Consider the following 20194-nt stretch of genomic DNA (forward strand, 5'->3'; position numbering starts at 1 on the left):
TTTCGGCCGAATGACGCCGCAATCGCATGGGACATTGGCGCCCGCGCGATGATGTCGTATCGAGAGCGTCCGAATTTTGGGCCGGGGGTCGGCCTGCTGGAGCGTGGTTAGATGAATTTCAATCGGGTCGCGACCGTGAGCGCCCTGACCGCCGTGGCCGCCATCGGCCTGGCGGGCTGCCAATCGACCCAGAAGGCTCTGGGCATGAGCAAGGTGGTTCCCGACGAGTTCCGCGTGGTCTCCAAGGCCCCGCTGGCGGTGCCGCCCGACTACGCGCTGCGTCCGCCGGCGCCCGGCGAGCCGCGCCCGCAGGAACTGCAGCCTGAAAGCGCCGCCCGCGCCGCCCTGCTCGGCCAGAACGCCGCCGCCGGCCGCTCGGAAGGCGAGCGCCTGTTGGTCGCCCGCGCCGGCAGCGACAAGGCCGACCCGCTGATCCGCTTCGTCGTCGACGATGAGAACGGCGATCTGGCCCACAAGGACGAGAGCTTCGCCAGCAAGGTGATGTTCTGGAAGAAGGGTCAGGCCAAGACCAACGTCGCCACCGCCGCCGAAGCCGGCGGCAACGCGCCGCTGGAAGTCGACGCCGCCGCCGAGGAAGCGCGCCTCAAGAAGCTCGTGGGCACGGGCGGCGTGGTCATCAGCCGCGAGAAGAAGACCGGCATCAAGCTGCCGGGCCTGTAAGGCTTAAGTCTTCGCCGAGATACAGAACGGCCCGGAACCTCGCGGTTCCGGGCCGTTTTCGTTGGTGCGACCGCGCTATGGTTAGAACGTCAGAGCGCGGGCTTCCTTCACGTGCGGGAGCGCCTGGATCTTGGCCAGCAGGCCCGCGTCCGGCGCCTGGTCGATCCCGACGAGAGCGATGGCGTCCTCGTCGGCGGCCACGCGGCCCAGGTTGAAGGTGGCGATGTTGACGCCCGCTTCGCCCAGCATCATGCCCAGCGCGCCGATGAAGCCCGGCTTGTCCAGGTTGTTGACGTACAGCATGGCCGGCGAGAAGGCCGCGTCCAGCTCCATGCCCTTGACCTCGACGATGCGCGGCGCGCCGGCGATCACCGTGCCGGCGAAGGCGCGCTTACCCTTCTCGGTGGTGATGGTCACGCGCATCAGGCTGTCATAGGTGGGGCTGACTTCCTGGCGGCTCTCCGAGACGGTGATGCCGCGCTCCTTGGCGATGGCCGGGGCCGAAACCATGTTGATCTCGGCCAGCATCGGCTTCAGCACGCCGGCCAGGGCGGCCGAGGTCATCGGCTTGACGTTGAGGTTCGACACCTCGCCCTCATAGGCAATGTCGATGGCCTTGACGCCGAAGTCGACCATCTGGCCGGCAAAGGCGCCGATCTTCTCGGCCAGGGCCACGAACGGCTTCAGCTTGGGGGCTTCCTCGGCCGTGATCGAGGGGCTGTTCAGAGCGTTGGTGACCGCGCCGGTCAGCAGATAGTCCGAAACCTGTTCGGCGACCTGCAGGGCGACGTTCTCCTGAGCTTCATTGGTGCTGGCGCCCAGGTGCGGGGTGGCCACGACCTTGTCCGAACCGAACAGCGGGTTTTCCTTGGCCGGCTCGACGGTGAACACGTCGAAGGCCGCACCGGCGACGTGGCCGTCGTCCAGCAGCTGACGCAGGGCCGCCTCGTCGACCAGGCCGCCACGGGCGCAGTTGACGATCATCACGCCCTTCTTGGTCTTGGCCAGGTTCTCGGCCGACAGGATATTGCGGGTCTTGTCGGTCAGCGGGGTGTGCAGGGTGATGACATCGGCGCGGGCCAGCAGGTCTTCCAGCTCGACCTTCTCGACGCCCATCTCGACGGCGCGTTCGGGCGAGAGGAAGGGGTCGTAGGCCACGACCTTCATCTTCAGGCCCAGCGCCCGGTCGGCGACGATGCCGCCGATGTTGCCGGCGCCGATCAGGCCCAGGGTCTTGGCGTAGAGCTCCACGCCCATGAAGCGGTTCTTCTCCCACTTGCCGGCTTGGGTCGAGGCGTCGGCGGCGGGGATCTGGCGGGCCAGGGCGAACATCATGGCGATGGCGTGCTCGGCCGTGGTGATCGAGTTGCCGAAGGGCGTGTTCATCACCACGATGCCCTTGGCCGTGGCGGCCGGGATGTCGACATTGTCGACGCCGATGCCGGCGCGGGCGATGACGCGCAGCTTGTGGGCGGCGGCGATCACGTCCTTGTCGAGCTTGGCGCCCGAGCGGATGGCGATGCCGTCATAGTCGCCGATCACGGCGATCAGCTCGTCCTTGGACAGGCCGGTCTTGATATCGAAGTCGAGGCCGCGGTTCTTGAAGATCTCGACGGCGGCGGGGCTGAGCTTGTCGGCGATGAGGACGCGGGGAGCGGTCATGGTTCTGTACCTTGCTCCCCTCCCCCTTGCGGGGAGGGGCTGTGGGGGTGGGGGTGCGAGCACTGAGGCGGCGGGGGTCACCCCCACCCCTGCCCCTCCCCGCAAGGGGGAGGGTGGCTCGGAGCATGGAATTTAAGCAGCGGCCAGTTCGGCGCAGACGGTGGCGAAGGCCCAGTCGAGCCAGGGCGTCAGGGCCTCAAGGTCCGAAGCTTCGACCGTGGCGCCGCACCAGATGCGCAGGCCGGCCGGGGCGTCGCGATAGCCGCCGATGTCGAGGGCCGCGCCCTCCTTCTCGAGCAGGCTGGCCAGCTTCTTGGCGAAGTCGGCCTGGGCGTCTTCCGGCAGGGCGCAGATCTTGGGATCCACGACCTTCAGGCACACCGAGGTGTTCGAGCGAATTTCCGGCGTCGCCGCGAGGAAATCGACCCACGGGGTCTTGGCCACCCAGTCGGCCAGCACCTTCAGGTTCTGGTCGGCGCGGGCCTGCATGGCCTGCAGACCGCCGATGGACGAGGCCCATTTCAGGGCGTCCAACGCGTCTTCCACGCACAGCATCGAGGGCGTGTTGATCGTCGCGCCTTCGAAGATGTCGGCGGCGATCTTCCCGTTCTTGGTCATGCGGAACAGCTTCGGCATCGGCCAGGCGGGGGTGTAGCTTTCCAGGCGGGCCACGGCGCGCGGCGACAGGATCAGGATCCCGTGCGCGCCCTCGCCGCCCAGCGCCTTCTGCCAGGAGAAGGTCACGACATCGAGCTTGGCCCAGTCCAGGTCCTGGGCGAAGGCCGCAGAGGTGGCGTCGCAGATGGTGATGCCTTCACGGTCGGCCGAGATGAAGTCGGCGTTCGGGACGCGCACGCCCGAGGTCGTGCCGTTCCAGGTGAAGACGAGGTCCTTGGCCGGATCGACCTTGGAGGTGTCGGGCAGCTGGCCGTACGGGGCGCTCAGCACCTCGACGTCGGGCAGCTTCAGTTGCTTGGTGACGTCCGTGACCCAGTCCTTGCCGAAGGACTCGAAGGCCAGCAGTTGCACGGGGCGCGCGCCCAGCATCGACCACATCGCCATTTCGACGGCGCCGGTGTCCGAGCCGGCGACGATGCCGATCAGGAAGTCGGCCGGGACTTCCAGCACTTCGCGCGTCTGGTCGATGGCGGCCTTCAGGCGCGCCTTGCCCAGCTTCGAGCGGTGCGAACGACCCAAGACGGCGTTTCTGAGATTTTCGGGGGTCCAGCCAGGGCGCTTGGCGCAGGGGCCGGAAGAGAACTCGGGGCGAGCCGGGCGGATCGCCGGCTTGGCGAGGGTCGTGGTCATAGCGATGTCTCCCATCCTTACAGATGGACTGCGCCCCGTTGGGAGGGCGTGGCCCGCCGGCGAGAAACCGCGTCTGGAGCCGAATTGCAAGGAGAGATTTGTCGCGGCCTGCGGATTTATCCCGGCGCGAGGAAATTATTTTGCGGCGCGCTGCGCACGCCAAGCCAGCACGACGCCGAACAGCAGGCTGGCCACGACCCCGAAACTGACGAGGTTGTTCACCAGGATATACAGGTTGTCATAGCGCCTGGAGGCCACGAGATAATAGGCGTGGAGACTGAACTGCACGCCCTGCAGCAACAGCGCCACGCCCAGCCAGCGGCGGACATAGCGCATGGCCAGCAGCAGCAGGCCCAAGGCAAGAACACCGTCCAGCGCCAAGTAGACGCCTCGCGCCAGTTCTCCGTCTTGGACAAGGCTGGCCAGCACAAACGCGGCGAAAACCGCCAGCGTCAAGGCCGCACCGCCCCGCTCGGCCTGTCCGCCCCACCGCCACGCGCCAAAGCACGCAACCGCGAGAAGCAGCCAATCGACTAGAACCAGCAGTTGCAGGACAGCAAACATGATTTGGGCCTCTAACCTGAATTAGAGGCCCAAGACTATTAAACTATCGCAATGTCTGGTTGCCGATCGCTCAGCCGACTTCCTTCAGGCCGGTCAGGCCCTCTTCGATCGGCTTCAGGGCGCCGCCCATGCGGGTGCGCACGCCCAGACGCAGGCGGGTTTCATCCAGCTGGCTGTGCACGTCGACCATCGCCGTACGGGCGGCGACCAGCGCCTGCATCGCTTCGGCGACCTTGACGCTGACGTCGTGACCGAAGGTCGCCGACAGGTTGAGATCCTTCCGCGCCTGCATCAGCTCGGCCATCATCTCGCCGACTTCCGCCACCGCAGCGTCAACCGCAGCTTCGGTTGCGTACAGCTTGGTAGCCACGCGCTTCGCAACAAAAACCTTTTCCACGCCCGCCTCCAGTTAATGAAACACTAATGAAGAAGGTAAACGGAATGTAAACGCGGAGGCAACGCGAAAATGTGCGTTAGCGTTGTTTTGTCGCGCTACTCTCGCAACCGCCGGAAGCGAAACGTTAGGAACATTCAGGCATACTCTCGTTACAAGTGAGTCCTGGGTGCGATGACCACAAAGCGCAACCATAACGTGTCGAGCCACGCGCCTTTGCAGGCGCGAATCGCCGGCGTGGCCCTGGCCACCACGGTGCTGGCGCTGGTCGCCGCGTGCCTGTGCTTCATGCTCCAGCAGTGGAGCGTGGCGCGGCAGGAAGCGCGCGCCAATCACGAGGTGCTCGTGCAGATGGCCGCCGCCGGCGCCGCCGCGCCTCTGGCGGATCACAACATGGTCGGCGTCTACCGGGCCTTGGAGGCCGTGGCCAAGGCGCCCGGCGTCGCCAGCGCGCGCATCATCGACGCCAAGGGCCGGACCGTCGCCCAATTGGGGGAAGTCAATCCGTCCGACGTCGACACCCTGCGCCGACCGATCAAGCTGTCGACCCAGACCATCGGAACGCTGGTGCTGGTGGCCAAGCACCCACGCCTGGCCCAGACCCTGGCCCGCGACCTGGCTCTCACCGGTGCGCTGTTCTTCGGCGCCGCGGGCCTGGCGATCCTGCTGGCCAACAGCCTGGCCCGTCGCCTGGCCGCGCCGATGGAGCGCCTTTCCGACGCGATGCACGAAACCGCGGTCGGCGGCCGCTTCAAGTCGGTGGAGGAGACCGCCGACGATGACGTCTTCCGCAGCCTGACTGAAAGCTTCAACCACCTGGTCGCGCGCCTGGAGTGCAACGACCAGGACCTACGCGGCGCGATGGCCGAACTGGTCAAGGCGCGCGATGACGCCAACACCGCCAACGTCCTGAAGTCGCACTTCCTGGCGAACATGAGCCATGAGATCCGCACGCCCCTGAACGGCGTTCTGGCCATGGCCGACGTGATGGCGATGGACAAGCTGAGCGATGTGCAGCGCGAACGCCTGTCGGTCATCCGCGAATCCGGCGCGGTGCTTCTGGGGGTTCTGAACGACGTGCTCGACCTGTCCAAGATCGAGGCCGGACGCCTGGAGATCGAGGACCGTCCCTTCGACATCGCCCAACTGGCGCAGTCGATCCGCGAGACCTTCGCGCCGCAGGCCCGCGCCAAGGGCTTGGCGTTCGAAGTCGCGGTGGCGCCGGAAGCCCAGGGCCTGTGGCGTGGCGACGCCGATCGCCTGCGCCAGATCCTGAATAACCTGGTCTCCAACGCCCTCAAGTTCACGCTGGAGGGCGCGGTCGCGGTGCGCTTTGCGTCCGCCGAGGACGGCTCGGGCCTGCGGATAGACGTCGCCGACACCGGCATTGGCATCTCGGCCGACATCCTCCCGCGACTGTTCGACAAGTTCGTGCAGGCCGACAGTTCGACCACGCGGCGTTTCGGCGGCTCGGGGCTGGGCCTGGCGATCTGCCGCGAACTCTCCACGCTGATGGGCGGCTCGATCAAGGTGCAGAGCCGCGAAGGCCGTGGCTCGACCTTCACCGTTCTGGTCGCCGTGCGGCGGGAAGAAACCCTGACCGACGTTCACTACATTGACGATGGCGACCCGGTCGCCGTCCAGGCCCCGACTGCGCCGCCCCGCCTGCGCGTCCTGGCGGCCGACGACAATCCGACCAACCAGAAGGTCGTCGCCGCCGTTCTGGCGCCCTTGAGCGCAGAGGTCACCCTGGTCGACGATGGCGCGGCCTGCGTCGAGGCCTGGAAGAGCGGCGACTTCGATATCGTGCTGATGGACATCCATATGCCCGTCGTGGACGGCGTCGAGGCCGCTCGGATGATCCGCGCCCTGGAGCGCGAGGAAAAGCGCTCCCGCACGCCGATCATCGCCGTCACCGCGAACGCGCTGGCCCATCAGGTCGAGGAGTATCTGGCCGTGGGCATGGACGGTCACGTGGCCAAGCCGATCGAGGTCAGCAAACTCTACGAGGCCATCGAGGCTGCGATGGCGAACAAGCGGCTGTCCCACGCGGCCTGACGCACCGGTGGATCGCTCGGCCAGACGCGGCACCAACATGAACGCAACATAACGAGGGTCTCAGAACCGCTTCAGGCGGGACGTGTTTCTCTGCAGTCAACGTCGCTTCCCCCCGCGACGCAGACAGTTCGAAAGGAACCGAACCGATGAAGAAGATCCTGATCCCGATCGTTGCGGTCTCGGCCCTGGCGGCCGCCACCGTTCCCGCCGTGGCTTCGGCCCAGTCGATCAATGAGCGCCAGGACCGCCTGGAGCGCCGTATCGACATGGGCCTGCGCAATGGCTCGCTGACGCGTACTGAGGCCTATCGCCTGCGCGCCGAGCTGCGCGAAACCGCCCGGCTTGAGCACCGCTACCGCTACAACGGCCTGAGCCGTTGGGAACGCGCCGACCTGGATCGCCGCTTCGACCGCATCAGCGCCCAGATCCGCTATGAGCGCCACGATCGCGACTATGGCTACGGCTATGGCTACGGCCACGATCGCGACTATCGCGGCGACCGTCGCTGGTAACCGCGCCTATAAGGAGCCCGGCTCCAGCCGGAGCCGGCTCTCCAGCACCGTCACGCCGCGGCCGCGCAACAAAACGCGCGCGCCGCGGCGTTCGCATTCCAGGTCACCGCCCCGGCCGGGGTAGGCCTGATGAAACTTGAGGACCCCTGCGTTCAGCTTGTCGCCATAGAGCGGCGACAGAATGCAGTGCGCCGAGCCGGTGGTCGGATCTTCGGGAATGCCAAAGCCCGGCGCGAAGAAGCGACTGACCACGGCGTAGGGCGCTCCGGGATCGGCCCGCGCGACCACCACGACCTGCCCGGCGCCGCCGCTGGTCTCACCGCCAATCGCTTTCAAGGCTGAAAAATCGGGACGCAGGGCCCGGACCGTGGCCTCGTCCTCCAGAACCGCGACCAGATAGGCGCCGGCCCACACCTCGCGCGGGGTGACGCCGAGGGCGTCGGCCAAGCCCTCGGGCGCTGCAACCTGGTGGGGCGGATCGGCCGGGAAATCCATCTCCAGCCCGCCGTCCGCCCGCCGAACCGTCAATGGCCCCGAAAGCGTATCGAAGGTCAGCAAGGGCACGTCGACGCCCAGTTCGGCGAACAGCGCATGCGCCGCCGCCAGCGTGGCGTGACCGCAAAGCGGGACTTCCAGTGTCGGGGTGAACCAGCGCAGACCATAACGCGCCGGGTCGGCGGTCTTCAGCAGATAGGCGGTCTCGGCCTGGTTGTTCTCGGCCGCGAGAGCCTGCAGCCAGCCGTCAGCGGGCCATGCCTCGAGCGGCTCGAGCACACAGGCGGGATTGCCCTTGAAGGGCGCGCTGGCGAAGGCGTCGATGGTCCACTGCCGCATGAGGAAGGCTCCCGCGAAATCCAATGGACATCGCTGTTATGCCCGCCGCGACGGCCCCGCAAAGGCTTTATTGTTCCGATGACAATAAGATTGTCCCGATGACAATGAGCCGTCAGGGCTCGATCGAGATTTCCGGCCAGCGCGCCTTGGCCGAGGCCGTGGTCCGCTCCCAGCCGCCCGCCCCTTTCACCCGCAGGGGGTTCGGTCGCAGGCGAAGCGCGAACAGATCCTCCAGCCCGAACGGCGCCCAGACGCTCAGACGGTCGTCGGGCTCGAGCCGCACCCCGACGCAGAAGGCCGTGGCGACAAAGCGCTTCAAGGCCGCGGCGCTGTTCTCCAGCGGCGGGTAGGGCTCGTCGGCGCCGAACTTCTTGTTGAACCAGAGATGCACCCGCGCCTGGTTGCGAACCTCGACAAGGTCGCGCAACGGCGGTTCGAAGGCCGCAGCGACGCGCTTGATGACGACGTCCTCGGCCTCGTAGGAGGTGTCACTGTCGTCGTGATAGGCGACGTCGTAATCCTTGATGCCATAGTCGGGCGCGCGGCCCGTCAGCTGGTTCCAGACCGGCTGGTAGACCGCGCCCGAAAAGACCATCCAGTCGGGCAGGTCGAGCGCGCGAACAGTCTCCAGCACGCGCATCGTCGTCGGAACACCGCGCACGATCTCGATGAAGCGATCTTCAAGGTTCGTGGTCATGCCCGCAGCGTCCAGCCGTGGTCGAGCGGTCCATGGCCAGCGCCCAGCCCCGGCGCTCGCAGCATGGCCTCGTGAACATAGTTCCAGGCCTGGGCGACCGCGTCCTCCAGGCGCAGGCCGCGCGCCAGGCCCGCCGCGCAGGCCGAGGCCAGGGTGCAGCCGGTGCCATGCGTGTGGCGAGTGTCGATGCGTTCGCCCTCGAACGTGGTCTCGCCCGCCGCGGTCATCAGGATGTCGACCACCCGGTCGCCGGCGACGTGGCCGCCCTTCATCAGCACCGCCTGGGCGCCCATCGCCAGCAGGACCTCGCCGGCCCGGCGCAGATCGTCCGTGGTCTCGACGCCAAGACCGGTCAGCGCGGCCGCCTCGGGCGCGTTGGGGGTCAGCAGGGCCGCGCGCGGGATCATCAGGCTCTTGACCGCGCCGATCGCCGCCTCGGCCAGCAGGGGCGCGCCGCCCTTGGCGACCATGACCGGGTCCACCACCGCCGGGACGCCGCCGGCATGATCAAGGCATTGCGCCACGGTCTCGACCACTGCCGCGTCGCCCAGCATGCCGGTCTTGATCGCGTCCGCGCCAATATCGTCCAGCACCGCCCTGGCCTGCGCCGCGATCACGTCCAGGGGAATGGGGTGAACACCGGTGACCCCCAGCGTGTTCTGCACCGTCACGGCGGTGATCGCCGTGGCCGCATAGCCCCCCAGGGCGGTGATGGTCTTGATGTCGGCCTGAATCCCCGCCCCCCCGCCGGAATCCGAACCAGCGATGACGAGAACACGGCCTTTGGGCGCTTGTGACATTCCTGATTCTTAGGCGGGAATCGGGCTCGAACAAAGCGTGATCAGTCCCGCGCCCACAGCTTATGCCGTGCGATCACGGATCGCCGCCAGGACGTCCAGCGCCTGGACCGTCTCGCGCACGTCGTGAACCCGCACGGCCGCGACGCCGGCCTGGGCGCCCGCCAGATGCGCGGCGATCGACCCGCCCAGGCGATCGCTCGCCGCATTAGCCGAGGGGTCGACGCCGGCGATGAAGCGCTTGCGGCTGGCGCCCAGCAGGATCGGATAACCGAGGTCGACGAAGCGCGGCAGGGCGGCCAGCAGGGCCAGATTATGCTCCAGCGTTTTGCCAAAGCCGATGCCGGGATCCAACCAGATCTTCTCGCGCGCCACGCCGGCCGCCATCGCCGTGAACGCGCGGGCCAAGAGAAACGCCTCGACCTCGGCGACCACGTCGTCATAGCGGGGCGCGTCCTGCATCGTGCCGGGCTGGCCCAGCATATGCATCAGCACCACCTCGCACCCCAGGTCGGCGGCGACCTCCGGCGCCTCCGGCGAGAAGCGCAGCGCGGTCACGTCGTTCCAGATCGTCGCCCCGGCCTTGATCGCCGCGCGGGCCACGCCGGGCTTCATGGTGTCGATCGAGATCGGGATGTCGCTGGCCTTGCGGATCGCCTCGATCAGCGGGACCACCCGCAGGATCTCATCGAACTCCGAGACCGGCGCCGCGCCCGGCCGGGTGCTCTCGCCGCCGATGTCCAGGATGTCCGCGCCCTGCGCGATCAGCCGTCGCGCATGCTCGACCCCGTCGGCGGCCGACAGGAACTGGCCGCCGTCCGAAAAGCTGTCGGGCGTGACATTGACGATGCCCATGACACGAGGGCGAGTTGGCGCGGTCATGAGGGCGTTCTAAGCCCTTGCGGCCCCGGCGTCATGCCTGACGGCGTCAGCCCGAGCGGCCCATCTTGCGGCACACGTTTTGGACGCGAACAGCCACGTCAAGCCCGCCGTCTCTATCGTTCTGCGCCAGCGAGAGCGCTCGGTCGCATCGGCCCTCGTTGATCAGGGAGGCCAACTGACGCGCCAGCACCCATCGACTCGCCTGAGTGACCGAGCGATCAGGCGGTCCTACGGCCAAGGCCGGATCGGACGGGCCCTTCGGCGTGGTCAGCGGAGCGTAGGAAGGATCGGCGCGAGACTGGGCGACAGCTTGGCCTCCAGCGGTGATGACCAGGAGGACGGCGAGAAGCGTGGGACTGGCATGGCGCACCGCAAACTCCCCCAAGGCTAAAACGACAATCGCACAGGTCGTATTCTTCGGCGAGAATATCCGAAGTAGAAGCGGCTGTCTGCGTGAAATCGGGCTTGGCCTTATCGTCTCTCGCGCTCTACGCCTCGCGCAGCATCCGGTCGACCCGGCCGGCCAGATCGCCGATCGCGAACGGCTTGGTCAGCACCTCCATGCCCTGTTCGATATGGCCGTGGTTGAGCACCGCGTTCTCCGCGTAGCCGGTGATGAACAGCACCTTGAGGTCGGGCAGCACCGCCCGGGCGCCGTCGGCGACCTGTCGTCCGTTCAGCCCGCCCGGAAGGCCCACGTCCGTGATCAGCAGGTCGATCCTGCGGCCAGATTGCACGAGGCGCAGGCCCGACGCGCCGTCCGGCGCCTCCAGGCAGGCGTAACCCAGCTCGGCCAGAGCGTCGACGACCAGCATCCGCACCGTCGGCTCGTCGTCGACGACGAGCACGGTCTGGCCGGCATGGGCCTGTGAGGTCGCGGCGATCGGGGCTTCGTCCTCAACCTCCTCCTCGCCCAGGTGTCTTGGCAAATAGAGACAGACGATCGTCCCGTGCCCCACCTCTGAATAGATCCGCACGTGCCCGTGCGACTGGCGGGCGAAGCCGTACACCATCGACAACCCAAGGCCCGTGCCCTGGCCAAGCGGCTTGGTGGTGAAGAACGGGTCGAACACGCGCTCGAGCGTCGCCTTGTCGATGCCTGTCCCGGTGTCGCTGACGCTGACCGACACATACTGGCCCGGATCGAGCCCCTGCTCGCGGGCGGCGCGCTCGTCCAGCCAGCGGTTGCGCGTCTCCAAGGTGATTCTGCCACCGTCGGGCATCGCGTCGCGCGCGTTGATGCACAGGTTCAACAACGCGTTCTCGAGCTGGTTGGCGTCCACCAGGGTCGGCCACAGACCCGCCCCTGCGATCATCTCGACATGGATCGACGGCCCGACCGTGCGCCGCACCAGCTCCACGAAGTCCGCCATCAGACGGTTGATGACGACCGGGCGCGGCGCCAGCGTCTGGCGGCGAGAGAAGGCCAGCAGCCTGTGTGTCAGCGCCGCCGCGCGCCGCGCCGCGCCCTGCCCGGCCGCCAGATACCGATCGACATCCGCCGCCCGCCCCTGGGCCAGTCGCGAGGCGATCATCTCGAACGCGCCTGAGATGCCCGCCAGCAGGTTGTTGAAGTCGTGCGCCAGCCCCCCGGTCAGCTGTCCGACGGCCTCCATTTTCTGCGCCTGGCGCAGCGCCTCTTCGGTGCGCTCACGCTCGGTGAGGGCCTGGGCGATCCGGCTCTCAAGCGTCTCATTGAGCCCGCGAAGCTCTGCCTCGGCGCGCTTGCGGGCGGTGACGTCCTGGAACAGCACCGCCACCTGCTTCAACTCCGGGGGCTCAATGCGGAACGACGACAGCTCCAGATGACGGCCGGTCGCCACCAGCTCCTGCTCGAAGCGGATCGGCTCGCCCGTCCGCAGCACCGCGCCGTACCGGGCCACCCAGGCGTCGGCCTCGTCCGGCACCATGGCGCGGAGCGTCTGGCCCACGACGTTGGGGATGCCCGCGTGCCGCTCATAGGCGGCGTTGGCCATGATGTGGATGTAGTCGCTGTCAGGGCCGTGCGGACCGTCGAAGAACTCGATGACGCAGAACCCTTCGTCCATCGACTCGAACAGGGCCTGATAGCGAAGCTCGTCGGCGCGATGCGCGCGCTCCTGGCGCACGCGCTCGGTGATGTCGTTGCAGAGGATCAGGACGCCGCGAACCGCGCCGTCCTCGTCCCGGACCGGAGAGAGCATCAGGTTGCACCAGGCGGCCTCGCCGTTCTGGCGCGTAAACGCGACATACTCCCGAACAAGGCTCTCGCCGGCCCTGGCCGACTCCAGCATCGGCAGGGCGTCGGGGACCGGGAAGACCTCCGCGAACGACGCCCCCAGGGCATTGGGCGCGAGCAGACCGCGCGCCGCGTCGTTGTGCAGAAGAACCCCGTCCTGGCCCCAGGCCAGCAACGACGGAATGGGCGAGGCCAGCATCAGCCCGGCCACCGTTCGGAGCGCAGGAGACCAGGCCTCAAGCGCGCCGAGGGCCGTCGCGGACCAGTCGCGCGCGGCGATGATCTCGGCCATCGGGCCGCCGACGTTCAGAAAAGCCGGCCGCCCCGGGCGGTCTGAAGAGCCTGCCGGCTCGTCGGTCGCGGACAAGGTTTCCAACGGCGGCGTCCCCCTCGGCCGCGCCTGACGGCCAAGCTTCTAACGGGCGTTACGGCCCATGGTTGCACGTCCTCGCCAGAATCCGAGCAAGAAAAAAGCCGGCCCTTTCGAGCCGGCCTTTTCCTGACCTCCAGCCCTCGCCCGTCAGGCGGTGACGCTGGCGCCCGCGCTCGGCGACAACGGCACCAGCGACGGCGCGATGACGGCCGTAGCCGCTTCCTCTTCCTCGCGCTTGGGCGGAACGCCCTTCAGCACGCCGGCGATCTCCTCGCCCGAGAGGGTCTCGTATTCCAGCAGCGCCTTGCCCAGGGTGTGCAGATCGTCGATCTTCTCGGTCAAGATGCGGCGGGCCTCGTCGAGGCCGTACTGCACCAGACGCTTGACCTCGCTGTCGATCAGGCGGGCGGTCTCTTCCGAAACGTTCTGGGTGCGGGCGACCGAGTGGCCCAGGAACACCTCGTCCTGGTTATCGCCATAGGCCACCGTGCCCAGCACGTCGGAATAGCCCCAGCGGGTGACCATGTTGCGCGCCAGATCGGTGGCGGCCTTGATGTCGCTGCTGGCGCCAGAGGTGATGTTCTCCTTGCCGAAGATCAGCTCCTCGGCCACACGGCCGCCCATCATGATAGCCAGACGGCTGGTCATCTGCTGGTACTTCATCGAGTAGCGGTCGCCTTCCGGCAACTGCATGACCATGCCGAGAGCCCGGCCGCGCGGGACGATGGTGGCCTTGTGCACCGGGTCGGCCAGCGGGACGTTCAGCGCCACGATGGCGTGGCCGCCCTCGTGATAGGCCGTCAGCCTCTTCTCTTCTTCGTTCATGGCCATCGAACGGCGCTCGGCGCCCATCATGACCTTGTCCTTGGCCTGCTCGAAGTCCTGCATGGTGACCATGCGGCGGTTCTTGCGGGCGGCCATCAGGGCGGCTTCGTTGACGAGGTTGGCCAGATCCGCGCCCGAGAAGCCCGGGGTGCCGCGCGCCAGGGTCTTGACGTCGACGTCGGCGGCCAGCGGCACGTTCTTCATGTGCACGCGGATGATCTTCTCGCGACCGGCGACATCCGGGTTCGGCACCACGACCTGACGGTCGAAGCGGCCCGGACGCAGCAGGGCCGGGTCCAGAACGTCGGGACGGTTGGTGGCGGCGATCAGGATGATGCCTTCATTGGCCTCGAAGCCGTCCATCTCGACCAGCAGCTGGTTCAGGGTCTGCTCGCGCTCGTCGTTGCCGCCGCCCAGGCCCGCGCCGCGATGGCGACCGACAGCGTCGATTTCGTCGATGAAGATGATGCAGGGGGCGTTCTTCTTGGCCTGCTCGAACATGTCGCGCACGCGGCTGGCGCCGACGCCGACGAACATTTCGACGAAGTCCGAACCGGAGATGGTGAAGAACGGCACGCCCGCTTCACCCGCGACGGCGCGGGCGATCAGGGTCTTACCCGTACCAGGAGGGCCGACCAGCAGGGCGCCCTTGGGGATCTTGCCGCCCAGGCGCTGGAACTTGGCCGGGTCCTTCAGGAAGTCGACGACCTCCTGCAGTTCTTCCTTGGCCTCGTCGACGCCGGCGACATCCTCGAAGGTGATGCGGTTCTTGTTCTCGGTCAGCAGCCGGGCCTTGGACTTGCCAAAGCCCATGGCGCCCTTCGCCCCGCCCTGCATCTGGCGCATGAAGAACAGCCAGACGCCGACGACCAGCAGGATCGGCAGCAGCTGGACCAGGATGGCCAGGAAGCTGATCGAGCCGCTCTTGAACTTCACGTCCGCGTTCTTGGCCACCATGCGGTTGACCAGTTCCTCGGAGTTCATCGGCGCGTTGACCGTCAGGGTCTTGTTGTCGGCGGTCTTGGCCAGCACCGTCTGGCCGGCGATCTCGGCCGACTTGATCTTGCCGGCGTCGACATCCTTGAGCAGCTGAGAATAGCTGATTTCACCGCCGCTTTTCGTGCGCGAGTTCTGGCTGACGACGAACACGCCGCCCAGCACCGCCACGATCACCAGCCAGATGGCCAGGTTTCTGAAATTCATACGCCTTGTCTTCCCAGCGAGTAGGGTCTTCCCGAATAGGGCTCTCGACCACCCAAGATAGGGGGTCGCGGGCGCTTGCGCCACGGACGTGACATCAGGTCACGGATTCTTGGTCGAAAAGGCCAATGGCGGCCTTGAACCGATCCAGAACCAGGGCGCGCGCGCCGGCTCCTCCTTCGACCGCACGCTCGGGGACGTCAAGCGCGAGGGACCCCGTATCCGCCCCGTCTCGCTCCAGCAGCAGGGGCAAGGACGGCCGGGCCGCCGCCGGGATCTCGGAGAGTCGCGCGCGCTGCCCGGCGGTCAGGGTCGACGCCCGCCCCTTCAGCGGCGCCACCGTCACCGGGACATCGCCGGCCGTGATCTCCCAGCGGCCGTCCCACACGCCGGTCTCGCGGGGCGCCAGATCCAGCCGCGCAAGACCGCCGCGCGCGATCTCGCCGGCGTCGCGGCAGATCAGAAGCTCCGCTGTCGCTTCGATACGCGCGCCTGCAAGGGTCGCGGTGAAGCGCTCGCCCGAGCGCAATCGCTCGACCAGCCGCGTCAGGCGCTCCCCCCTCGGCGGACGCTCGGTTCCGCCGGCGCAGAGCAAGGCCGCCGCCAGGTGGATCGGCGCTGCTTCGCGGGTCAGCCGGATCGCGCCGGCGGCGTCGACGGTGACGCGCGGCGGCGGAACGGGCTCGCTATCGACCGGTGACGGCGCGCCGGTCCCCCGCGCGCGGGCGCGAGCGCGGGCATAGCGCGGGTCCAGATTGGCGGGATCGTCCAGCCAGGTATCGCCCTCGGCCGCCAGGCGCTCTCGAATGTCCGTGCGCGTGAGGGACAGCAGCGGACGAAGCACCATCACGCCGCGCCCCTCGGGCCACACGGGCGACGGCGCCCATTCCCGAGGATTGGAGACCGATGAGCCCTCCGCGCGCATCGCCACGCCTTCGGCCAGATCGCTGGCGGTGTGGCCCAAGAGCAGGACACGGGCGCCGGCCTCCCGGGCGGCGGTCGCCAACAGCGCGTGGCGGGCGCGCCGGGCGGCGGCCGGCAGCCCCGTCGTCGGCTTCGCGCCGGTCCAGGCCAGGGCCTTCGCCCTGGCGCCCAAGGCCTCAGCCTTGGCGACGGCCTCGGCCGTCCAGCGGGCGCTGTCGGGGTGCAACTGGTGATCGACGACGAGCGCCAGGACAGGCCGGCCCTGCGCCCAGTTCAGCACCGCCTTCAGCAGGAACAGGGAGTCGCCGCCGCCGGAAAAGCCAACGGCCAGCGGCGCGGTCGACGCCCTATCCAGGCGGCGGTCGAGGACCTCAACAATCCCCTCTCGCATCGAGAGAGGGGTTCGGGTCTCTAGGAACACTTGGCCGCGACGCGGGTGGACGTCGCCCGCGCGTTCACCTGGGCCGGGGCCTTGGGATAGCGCTTGGACAGCTCGTCCAGGGTGCGACACGCCTCGGCCGTCTTCTTCAGCGCCACCATCGAGCGGGCGAGCTTGAGCGTCGCGTCCGGCGCCCAGCTGGTCTGGGGCCAACCCCGGATCGCGCCGATATAGTTGCCGGCGGCGTCGGTGTAGGCCTCGCGCACGAACTGCGTCTCGCCCAGCCAATAGCGGGCTTCCGGCGCCTTGGCGCTGTCTGGATAGTTGTTCACATAGGCCGCGAAAGCCTGTTCGGCGTTGGCGTAGTCGCCCGCCAGCAGCAGATCCTTGGCCTGCTTGAAGGCCACGGCCGGGTCAGCCGGGGGCGCGGGAGGCGGCGGGAGGTCGCCCGCGCCGGCGCTCGACGCCTGGACGGTCGAGGCGGCCTGCAGGTCGGCCAGGGTGCGTTCGACCGCCGCCAGACGCTGCTCCAGCGAGTCCGCCCGCGCCTTTTGATCGGCGGCGGTGCGCTGGGCCTTGGTCAGTTCGAAGGTCACGGCCTCGTTCTGGCCGTTCAGACGGGTGAGCGTCTGTTCCAGATCGGAGACGCGATCATTCAGCGCCGCGATCTGCGCGTCGGTCTCGGCCGGCTGCACGACGACGGGCTTTCCGGTGTCGCGCCCCTGGAACACGATCGCGCGCAGTTCGCGCACGACCTTTTCCATCCGCTCCACGCGCTTGGCCGAGCGGTCGTCCAGCGGGTCGGCGGGCGGCAGCGGGGTCTGGGCCGCCGCGACGGCGGCGGTGGAGGCGAACAGGACGGCGAGCAGGGCGGATTTCAGCGTCATGGCCGTGATTTACCGATAGAGCCGAGACAAAACTAGGGCGGCTTCCCGTTTGAGAAGCCGCCCTGTCTGAATGCGTCTTAGCGAGCGCCGTCCGTGATGGCCGTGCGGCCGTTCCGGTTCTTGGCCCAGGCCTCTTCGCTCGAACCCGGATCGATCGGACGTTCCTTGCCGAACGAGATGGTCTCGATCCGCGCGCCCGAAACGCCCTGGGCGATCAGGAAGTCACGCACGGCGTTGGCGCGGCGAGCGCCGAGCGCCAGGTTGTACTCGCGCGTGCCGCGTTCGTCGGCGTTGCCTTCGATGCGGACGCGAACGCCCGGATAGCGGTTCAGCCACTGGGCCTGACCGGCCAGAACCGGCTGGGCGTCGGCGCGGATCACGTACTCGTCGGTGTCGAAATAGACCCGGTCGCCGATATTGACGACGAAGTCCTGCACCGAGCCCGGCAGAATGCCGCTGGTCACCGGCGGCTGGGCCGGCGGCGTGTAGGGGGTCGGCTGCGTGGGCTGCGGCTGCGCCGGCGGGGTGACGGGCTGGGGCTTCGGACGCGAAGCGCAGGCGGCGAGCGAGGCGGCGGCCAAGCCGACGAGCGCCAGTCTAACGGCGCGCTGGGTGTCGAAGCTCATCCAGTTTCTCCTCAAGTCTACGAATTCTGGACCTGATCCATACCCGCGCAACGCTTGGATTGGACCCTCTAAATGTCTGACTAAGCCTCACAATGATGTCAGATGCGCGTCAGACGATGCAGATTCACTTACAAAGGGAAATAAGCGCCGCCGCGACCATCCTCAACCGGGAACGCACGGCTCCGGTTGAGGTTGCGCGAGCGCTTGGCGTCTAGTCCAGAAGCGGCGACCAGGCCGGGTCGGACGCGGAACCGCCATAAGCGGCCGGACGGAGAATCCGGCCGGTGATGTCGACCGTCCAAAGCCTCGGGTTGCCGCTGGCGCCTTCCCGGAAGAACATCAGCACCCGGCCGTTGGGCGCCCAGGTGGGACCTTCGTCCAGATAGCTGGTGGTCAGCAGGCGCTCGTCGCCGCCGTCCGTCCGCATCACCCCGATGTGGAACTCGCCGCCCGTCTGCTTGGTGAAAGCGATGAAGTCGCCGCGCGGGCTCCACACGGGCGTCGTGTAACGCCCCCCGCCATAGGAGATGCGTCGAACGCCCGAGCCGTCGGTGTTCATCACATAGATCTGCGCCTGACCGCCGCGGTCGGAATTGAACACGATCTTGGTCCCGTCGGGCGAGAACGACGGCGAGGTGTCGATCGCCGGGTCGGTCGTGATGCGGGTGGTGACGCGCGACCGCAGGTCCATCACGTAGATGTCGCTATTGCCGTTCTTCTCGACCGAGAAGGCGACCTTGCTGCCGTCCGGCGAGAAGCGCGGCGCGAACACCATGCCCGGGAACTTGCCGACCGTTTCCTGACGGCTGGTCTCCAGGTTCAGCAGATAGATCGACGACCCCGTCGGCCGCAGGGCCATGTAGGTCAGCTCCTGGCTGGTCGACGAAAAGCGCGGCGTCATGACGATGTAGGAGCCGTCGGTCAGGTACTGCGGGTTGGCGCCGTCCTGGTCCATGATCGCCAGACGCTTGACGCGGTTCAGCTTGGGACCGCTCTCGGCGACGAAGGCGACGCGGGTGTCGAAATAGCCCTTCTCGCCCGTCAGACGCTCATAGACGGCGTCGCTGATCTTGTGCGCCACCCGGCGCCAGTTGTCGGGCGTGGAGGAGAACTGCAGGCCCAGCAGCTGCTGCTGGCTGAACACGTCCCACAGCCGGAAGTCCACGCGCAGGCCGCCGTCGGCGCCGACCGTGACCTGGCCGTTGATCAGCGCCTGGGCGCCGGTGGCCTGCCAGTCGGGGAAGCGCGGCTGCACATTGACGTCCGACAGCTTGTCCGCGACGCCGCTGACGTTGAGCGGCTGGAACAGGCCCGAGCGCTCGAGATTGCCGGTGATGACCTGGGCGATCTCGGCGCCGCGCGGCGATCCGGAGAAGGCGGGCACGGCGATCGGCAGCGGCTTGACCGCGCCCGCGTTGATGTCGACCTCGATCTGCGCGGCGGCCGGCGTGACGAGCGCCGCGCCGCTCAGCAGGGCGGCGACCATCAGCATCAGGGCCCTAAGTCTCTTCAAGGCTCTTGGGCGCATCAGGGTCTCCTTGTCCGTCTTTCCAAACCTCAACGCGAACAGGCCTGTTTTGCGTTGAAGTTGAGGGCGATTTTCTGACCGTACAGGTCGGATGGCAGATAGGCGAACGGCGAGGCCGCGAACAGCGCGCGAATGGCGCGGTCCGAGGCGGCCTTGACCACCGGATCCGGCGAAGACGTCCCGGGCGACTCCGGCTGACCGACCACCCGGCCGCCGGGGCCGATGACGAACACGACCCGGACGTTGACGTTGGCCCCGCCCTCGACCTCGCAATTGGGGTTCCAGCGATCCTGCACCTCGCCCTGAAGGCGTCCGAGCGCCGCGGCCGAAAGCCCGGTGGCCGCGCCCATGGCCGGGCGCGCCGACACCGAGGTTTCCGCCCGCGCCGGGCCCTTGGCCGCATTGGCGGTGGGCTTGCCGGTCGCCTTCTTGGTCTTGGCGATCGAAGCCTCGAGGGAAGCGAAGAAGTCGTTATCGGTCTTCTTCTGCGGCGTCGGCTTGGCCGGTGTCGGCGTCGGCGAGGGCTTGGGCGTCGGGGTCGGCTTGGGCGGCGGCGCCGGGGCGGGAGTCGGCGTGGGCGCCGGCGTCGGCGCGGGTGGCTGCGGCGTCGCCTCGGGTGTCGGCTCCGGGGTCTGGGCCGTCTGCTCCTCCAGCGCCTCTTCCGCAGGGCGCACATTGGTCGGACCGTTGGTGACGATCGTGACCGGCACCGACTCGCCGATGGTGATGGGCTCGGACTGCTTCCAAGGCAGGCCAAACGCGATCAGAGCCGCCACGGCTCCGTGCAGCGCGATCGAACCCAGCAGGCCCGGAGACAGAGTCTGTTCGCGGCGGGCGCTCATGCC

General features: G+C 67.9%; 17 protein-coding genes and 2 pseudogenes. 3 read left to right on the forward strand and 16 right to left on the reverse strand.

The annotated features are described in order from the left end of the window. Window positions 1-111: 111 nt before the first annotated feature. Window positions 112-681 (forward strand): DUF3035 domain-containing protein, encoded by a 570-nt coding sequence (locus tag CSW63_RS19825; protein WP_062098971.1) that lies wholly within the window; start codon window positions 112-114, stop codon window positions 679-681. Between the two features lie 81 nt (window positions 682-762). Here CSW63_RS19825 and serA read toward each other — a convergent pair whose 3' ends face one another. The 4 genes from serA to CSW63_RS19845 form a co-directional block, all read right to left on the reverse strand. Then, on the reverse strand, window positions 763-2343 hold the full coding sequence (gene serA / locus CSW63_RS19830; protein WP_062098973.1) for a phosphoglycerate dehydrogenase: 1581 nt from the start codon (window positions 2341-2343) through the stop codon (window positions 763-765). Between the two features lie 132 nt (window positions 2344-2475). Further along, window positions 2476-3651, reverse strand: coding sequence for a phosphoserine transaminase (locus CSW63_RS19835; protein ID WP_062098899.1), 1176 nt, complete (start codon window positions 3649-3651; stop codon window positions 2476-2478). 135 nt (window positions 3652-3786) lie between these two features. Further along, window positions 3787-4215 (reverse strand): hypothetical protein, encoded by a 429-nt coding sequence (locus CSW63_RS19840; protein ID WP_062098897.1) that lies wholly within the window; start codon window positions 4213-4215, stop codon window positions 3787-3789. 70 nt (window positions 4216-4285) lie between these two features. Next, window positions 4286-4612 (reverse strand): hypothetical protein, encoded by a 327-nt coding sequence (locus tag CSW63_RS19845; RefSeq protein WP_062098895.1) that lies wholly within the window; start codon window positions 4610-4612, stop codon window positions 4286-4288. Between the two features lie 82 nt (window positions 4613-4694). Between CSW63_RS19845 and CSW63_RS19850 the strand changes: the two are divergent. After that, window positions 4695-6667: pseudogene (locus CSW63_RS19850) on the forward strand (ATP-binding protein). 146 nt (window positions 6668-6813) lie between these two features. After that, window positions 6814-7179, forward strand: a complete 366-nt coding sequence (locus tag CSW63_RS19855; protein ID WP_062098891.1) for a hypothetical protein — start codon at window positions 6814-6816, stop codon at window positions 7177-7179. Window positions 7180-7185: 6 nt separating this feature from the next. On the opposite strand, the gene CSW63_RS19860 is transcribed toward CSW63_RS19855, so the two are convergent. The 12 genes and pseudogenes from CSW63_RS19860 to tolA form a co-directional block, all read right to left on the reverse strand. Beyond that, complete coding sequence (locus tag CSW63_RS19860; RefSeq protein WP_062098907.1) at window positions 7186-8013, reverse strand: PhzF family phenazine biosynthesis protein; 828 nt, start codon at window positions 8011-8013, stop codon at window positions 7186-7188. Between the two features lie 112 nt (window positions 8014-8125). Beyond that, the gene (locus CSW63_RS19865) at window positions 8126-8710 is read right to left on the reverse strand and encodes a nucleotidyltransferase family protein (protein WP_062098889.1); all 585 of its coding nucleotides are present in this window, start codon (window positions 8708-8710) and stop codon (window positions 8126-8128) included. Beyond that, complete coding sequence (thiD, locus tag CSW63_RS19870) at window positions 8707-9510, reverse strand: bifunctional hydroxymethylpyrimidine kinase/phosphomethylpyrimidine kinase (RefSeq protein WP_062098888.1); 804 nt, start codon at window positions 9508-9510, stop codon at window positions 8707-8709. Before thiD ends, CSW63_RS19865 begins: the two co-directional genes overlap by 4 nt. 60 nt (window positions 9511-9570) lie before the next feature. Continuing rightward, entirely contained in the window at window positions 9571-10389 is an 819-nt protein-coding gene (gene folP / locus CSW63_RS19875; protein ID WP_062098885.1) for a dihydropteroate synthase, read from the reverse strand. 46 nt (window positions 10390-10435) lie between these two features. Continuing rightward, window positions 10436-10759, reverse strand: coding sequence for a hypothetical protein (locus CSW63_RS19880; protein ID WP_062098883.1), 324 nt, complete (start codon window positions 10757-10759; stop codon window positions 10436-10438). A 118-nt stretch (window positions 10760-10877) separates the two neighbouring features. Beyond that, window positions 10878-13051 (reverse strand): annotated as a pseudogene (locus CSW63_RS19885) (ATP-binding protein). Between the two features lie 76 nt (window positions 13052-13127). After that, window positions 13128-15008 (reverse strand): ATP-dependent zinc metalloprotease FtsH, encoded by a 1881-nt coding sequence (gene ftsH / locus CSW63_RS19890; RefSeq protein WP_062098881.1) that lies wholly within the window; start codon window positions 15006-15008, stop codon window positions 13128-13130. 94 nt (window positions 15009-15102) lie between these two features. Continuing rightward, window positions 15103-16320 (reverse strand): tRNA lysidine(34) synthetase TilS, encoded by a 1218-nt coding sequence (gene tilS, locus CSW63_RS19895; protein ID WP_062098879.1) that lies wholly within the window; start codon window positions 16318-16320, stop codon window positions 15103-15105. A gap of 20 nt (window positions 16321-16340) precedes the next feature. Continuing rightward, window positions 16341-17195 carry a tol-pal system protein YbgF gene (gene ybgF, locus CSW63_RS19900; protein WP_062098877.1) on the reverse strand — a complete coding sequence of 285 codons (855 nt, stop codon included), beginning with the start codon at window positions 17193-17195 and terminating at the stop codon, window positions 16341-16343. A gap of 77 nt (window positions 17196-17272) precedes the next feature. Beyond that, the gene (gene pal / locus CSW63_RS19905) at window positions 17273-17836 is read right to left on the reverse strand and encodes a peptidoglycan-associated lipoprotein Pal (RefSeq protein ID WP_062098875.1); all 564 of its coding nucleotides are present in this window, start codon (window positions 17834-17836) and stop codon (window positions 17273-17275) included. 196 nt (window positions 17837-18032) lie between these two features. After that, on the reverse strand, window positions 18033-19349 hold the full coding sequence (tolB, locus tag CSW63_RS19910) for a Tol-Pal system beta propeller repeat protein TolB (protein ID WP_062098872.1): 1317 nt from the start codon (window positions 19347-19349) through the stop codon (window positions 18033-18035). A 29-nt stretch (window positions 19350-19378) separates the two neighbouring features. Next, window positions 19379-20191, reverse strand: a complete 813-nt coding sequence (tolA, locus tag CSW63_RS19915; RefSeq protein ID WP_062098870.1) for a cell envelope integrity protein TolA — start codon at window positions 20189-20191, stop codon at window positions 19379-19381. Window positions 20192-20194: the final 3 nt, after the last annotated feature.

Source organism: Caulobacter sp. FWC26, assembly GCF_002742645.2.
In the GTDB taxonomy this organism is placed as follows: Bacteria; Pseudomonadota; Alphaproteobacteria; order Caulobacterales; family Caulobacteraceae; genus Caulobacter.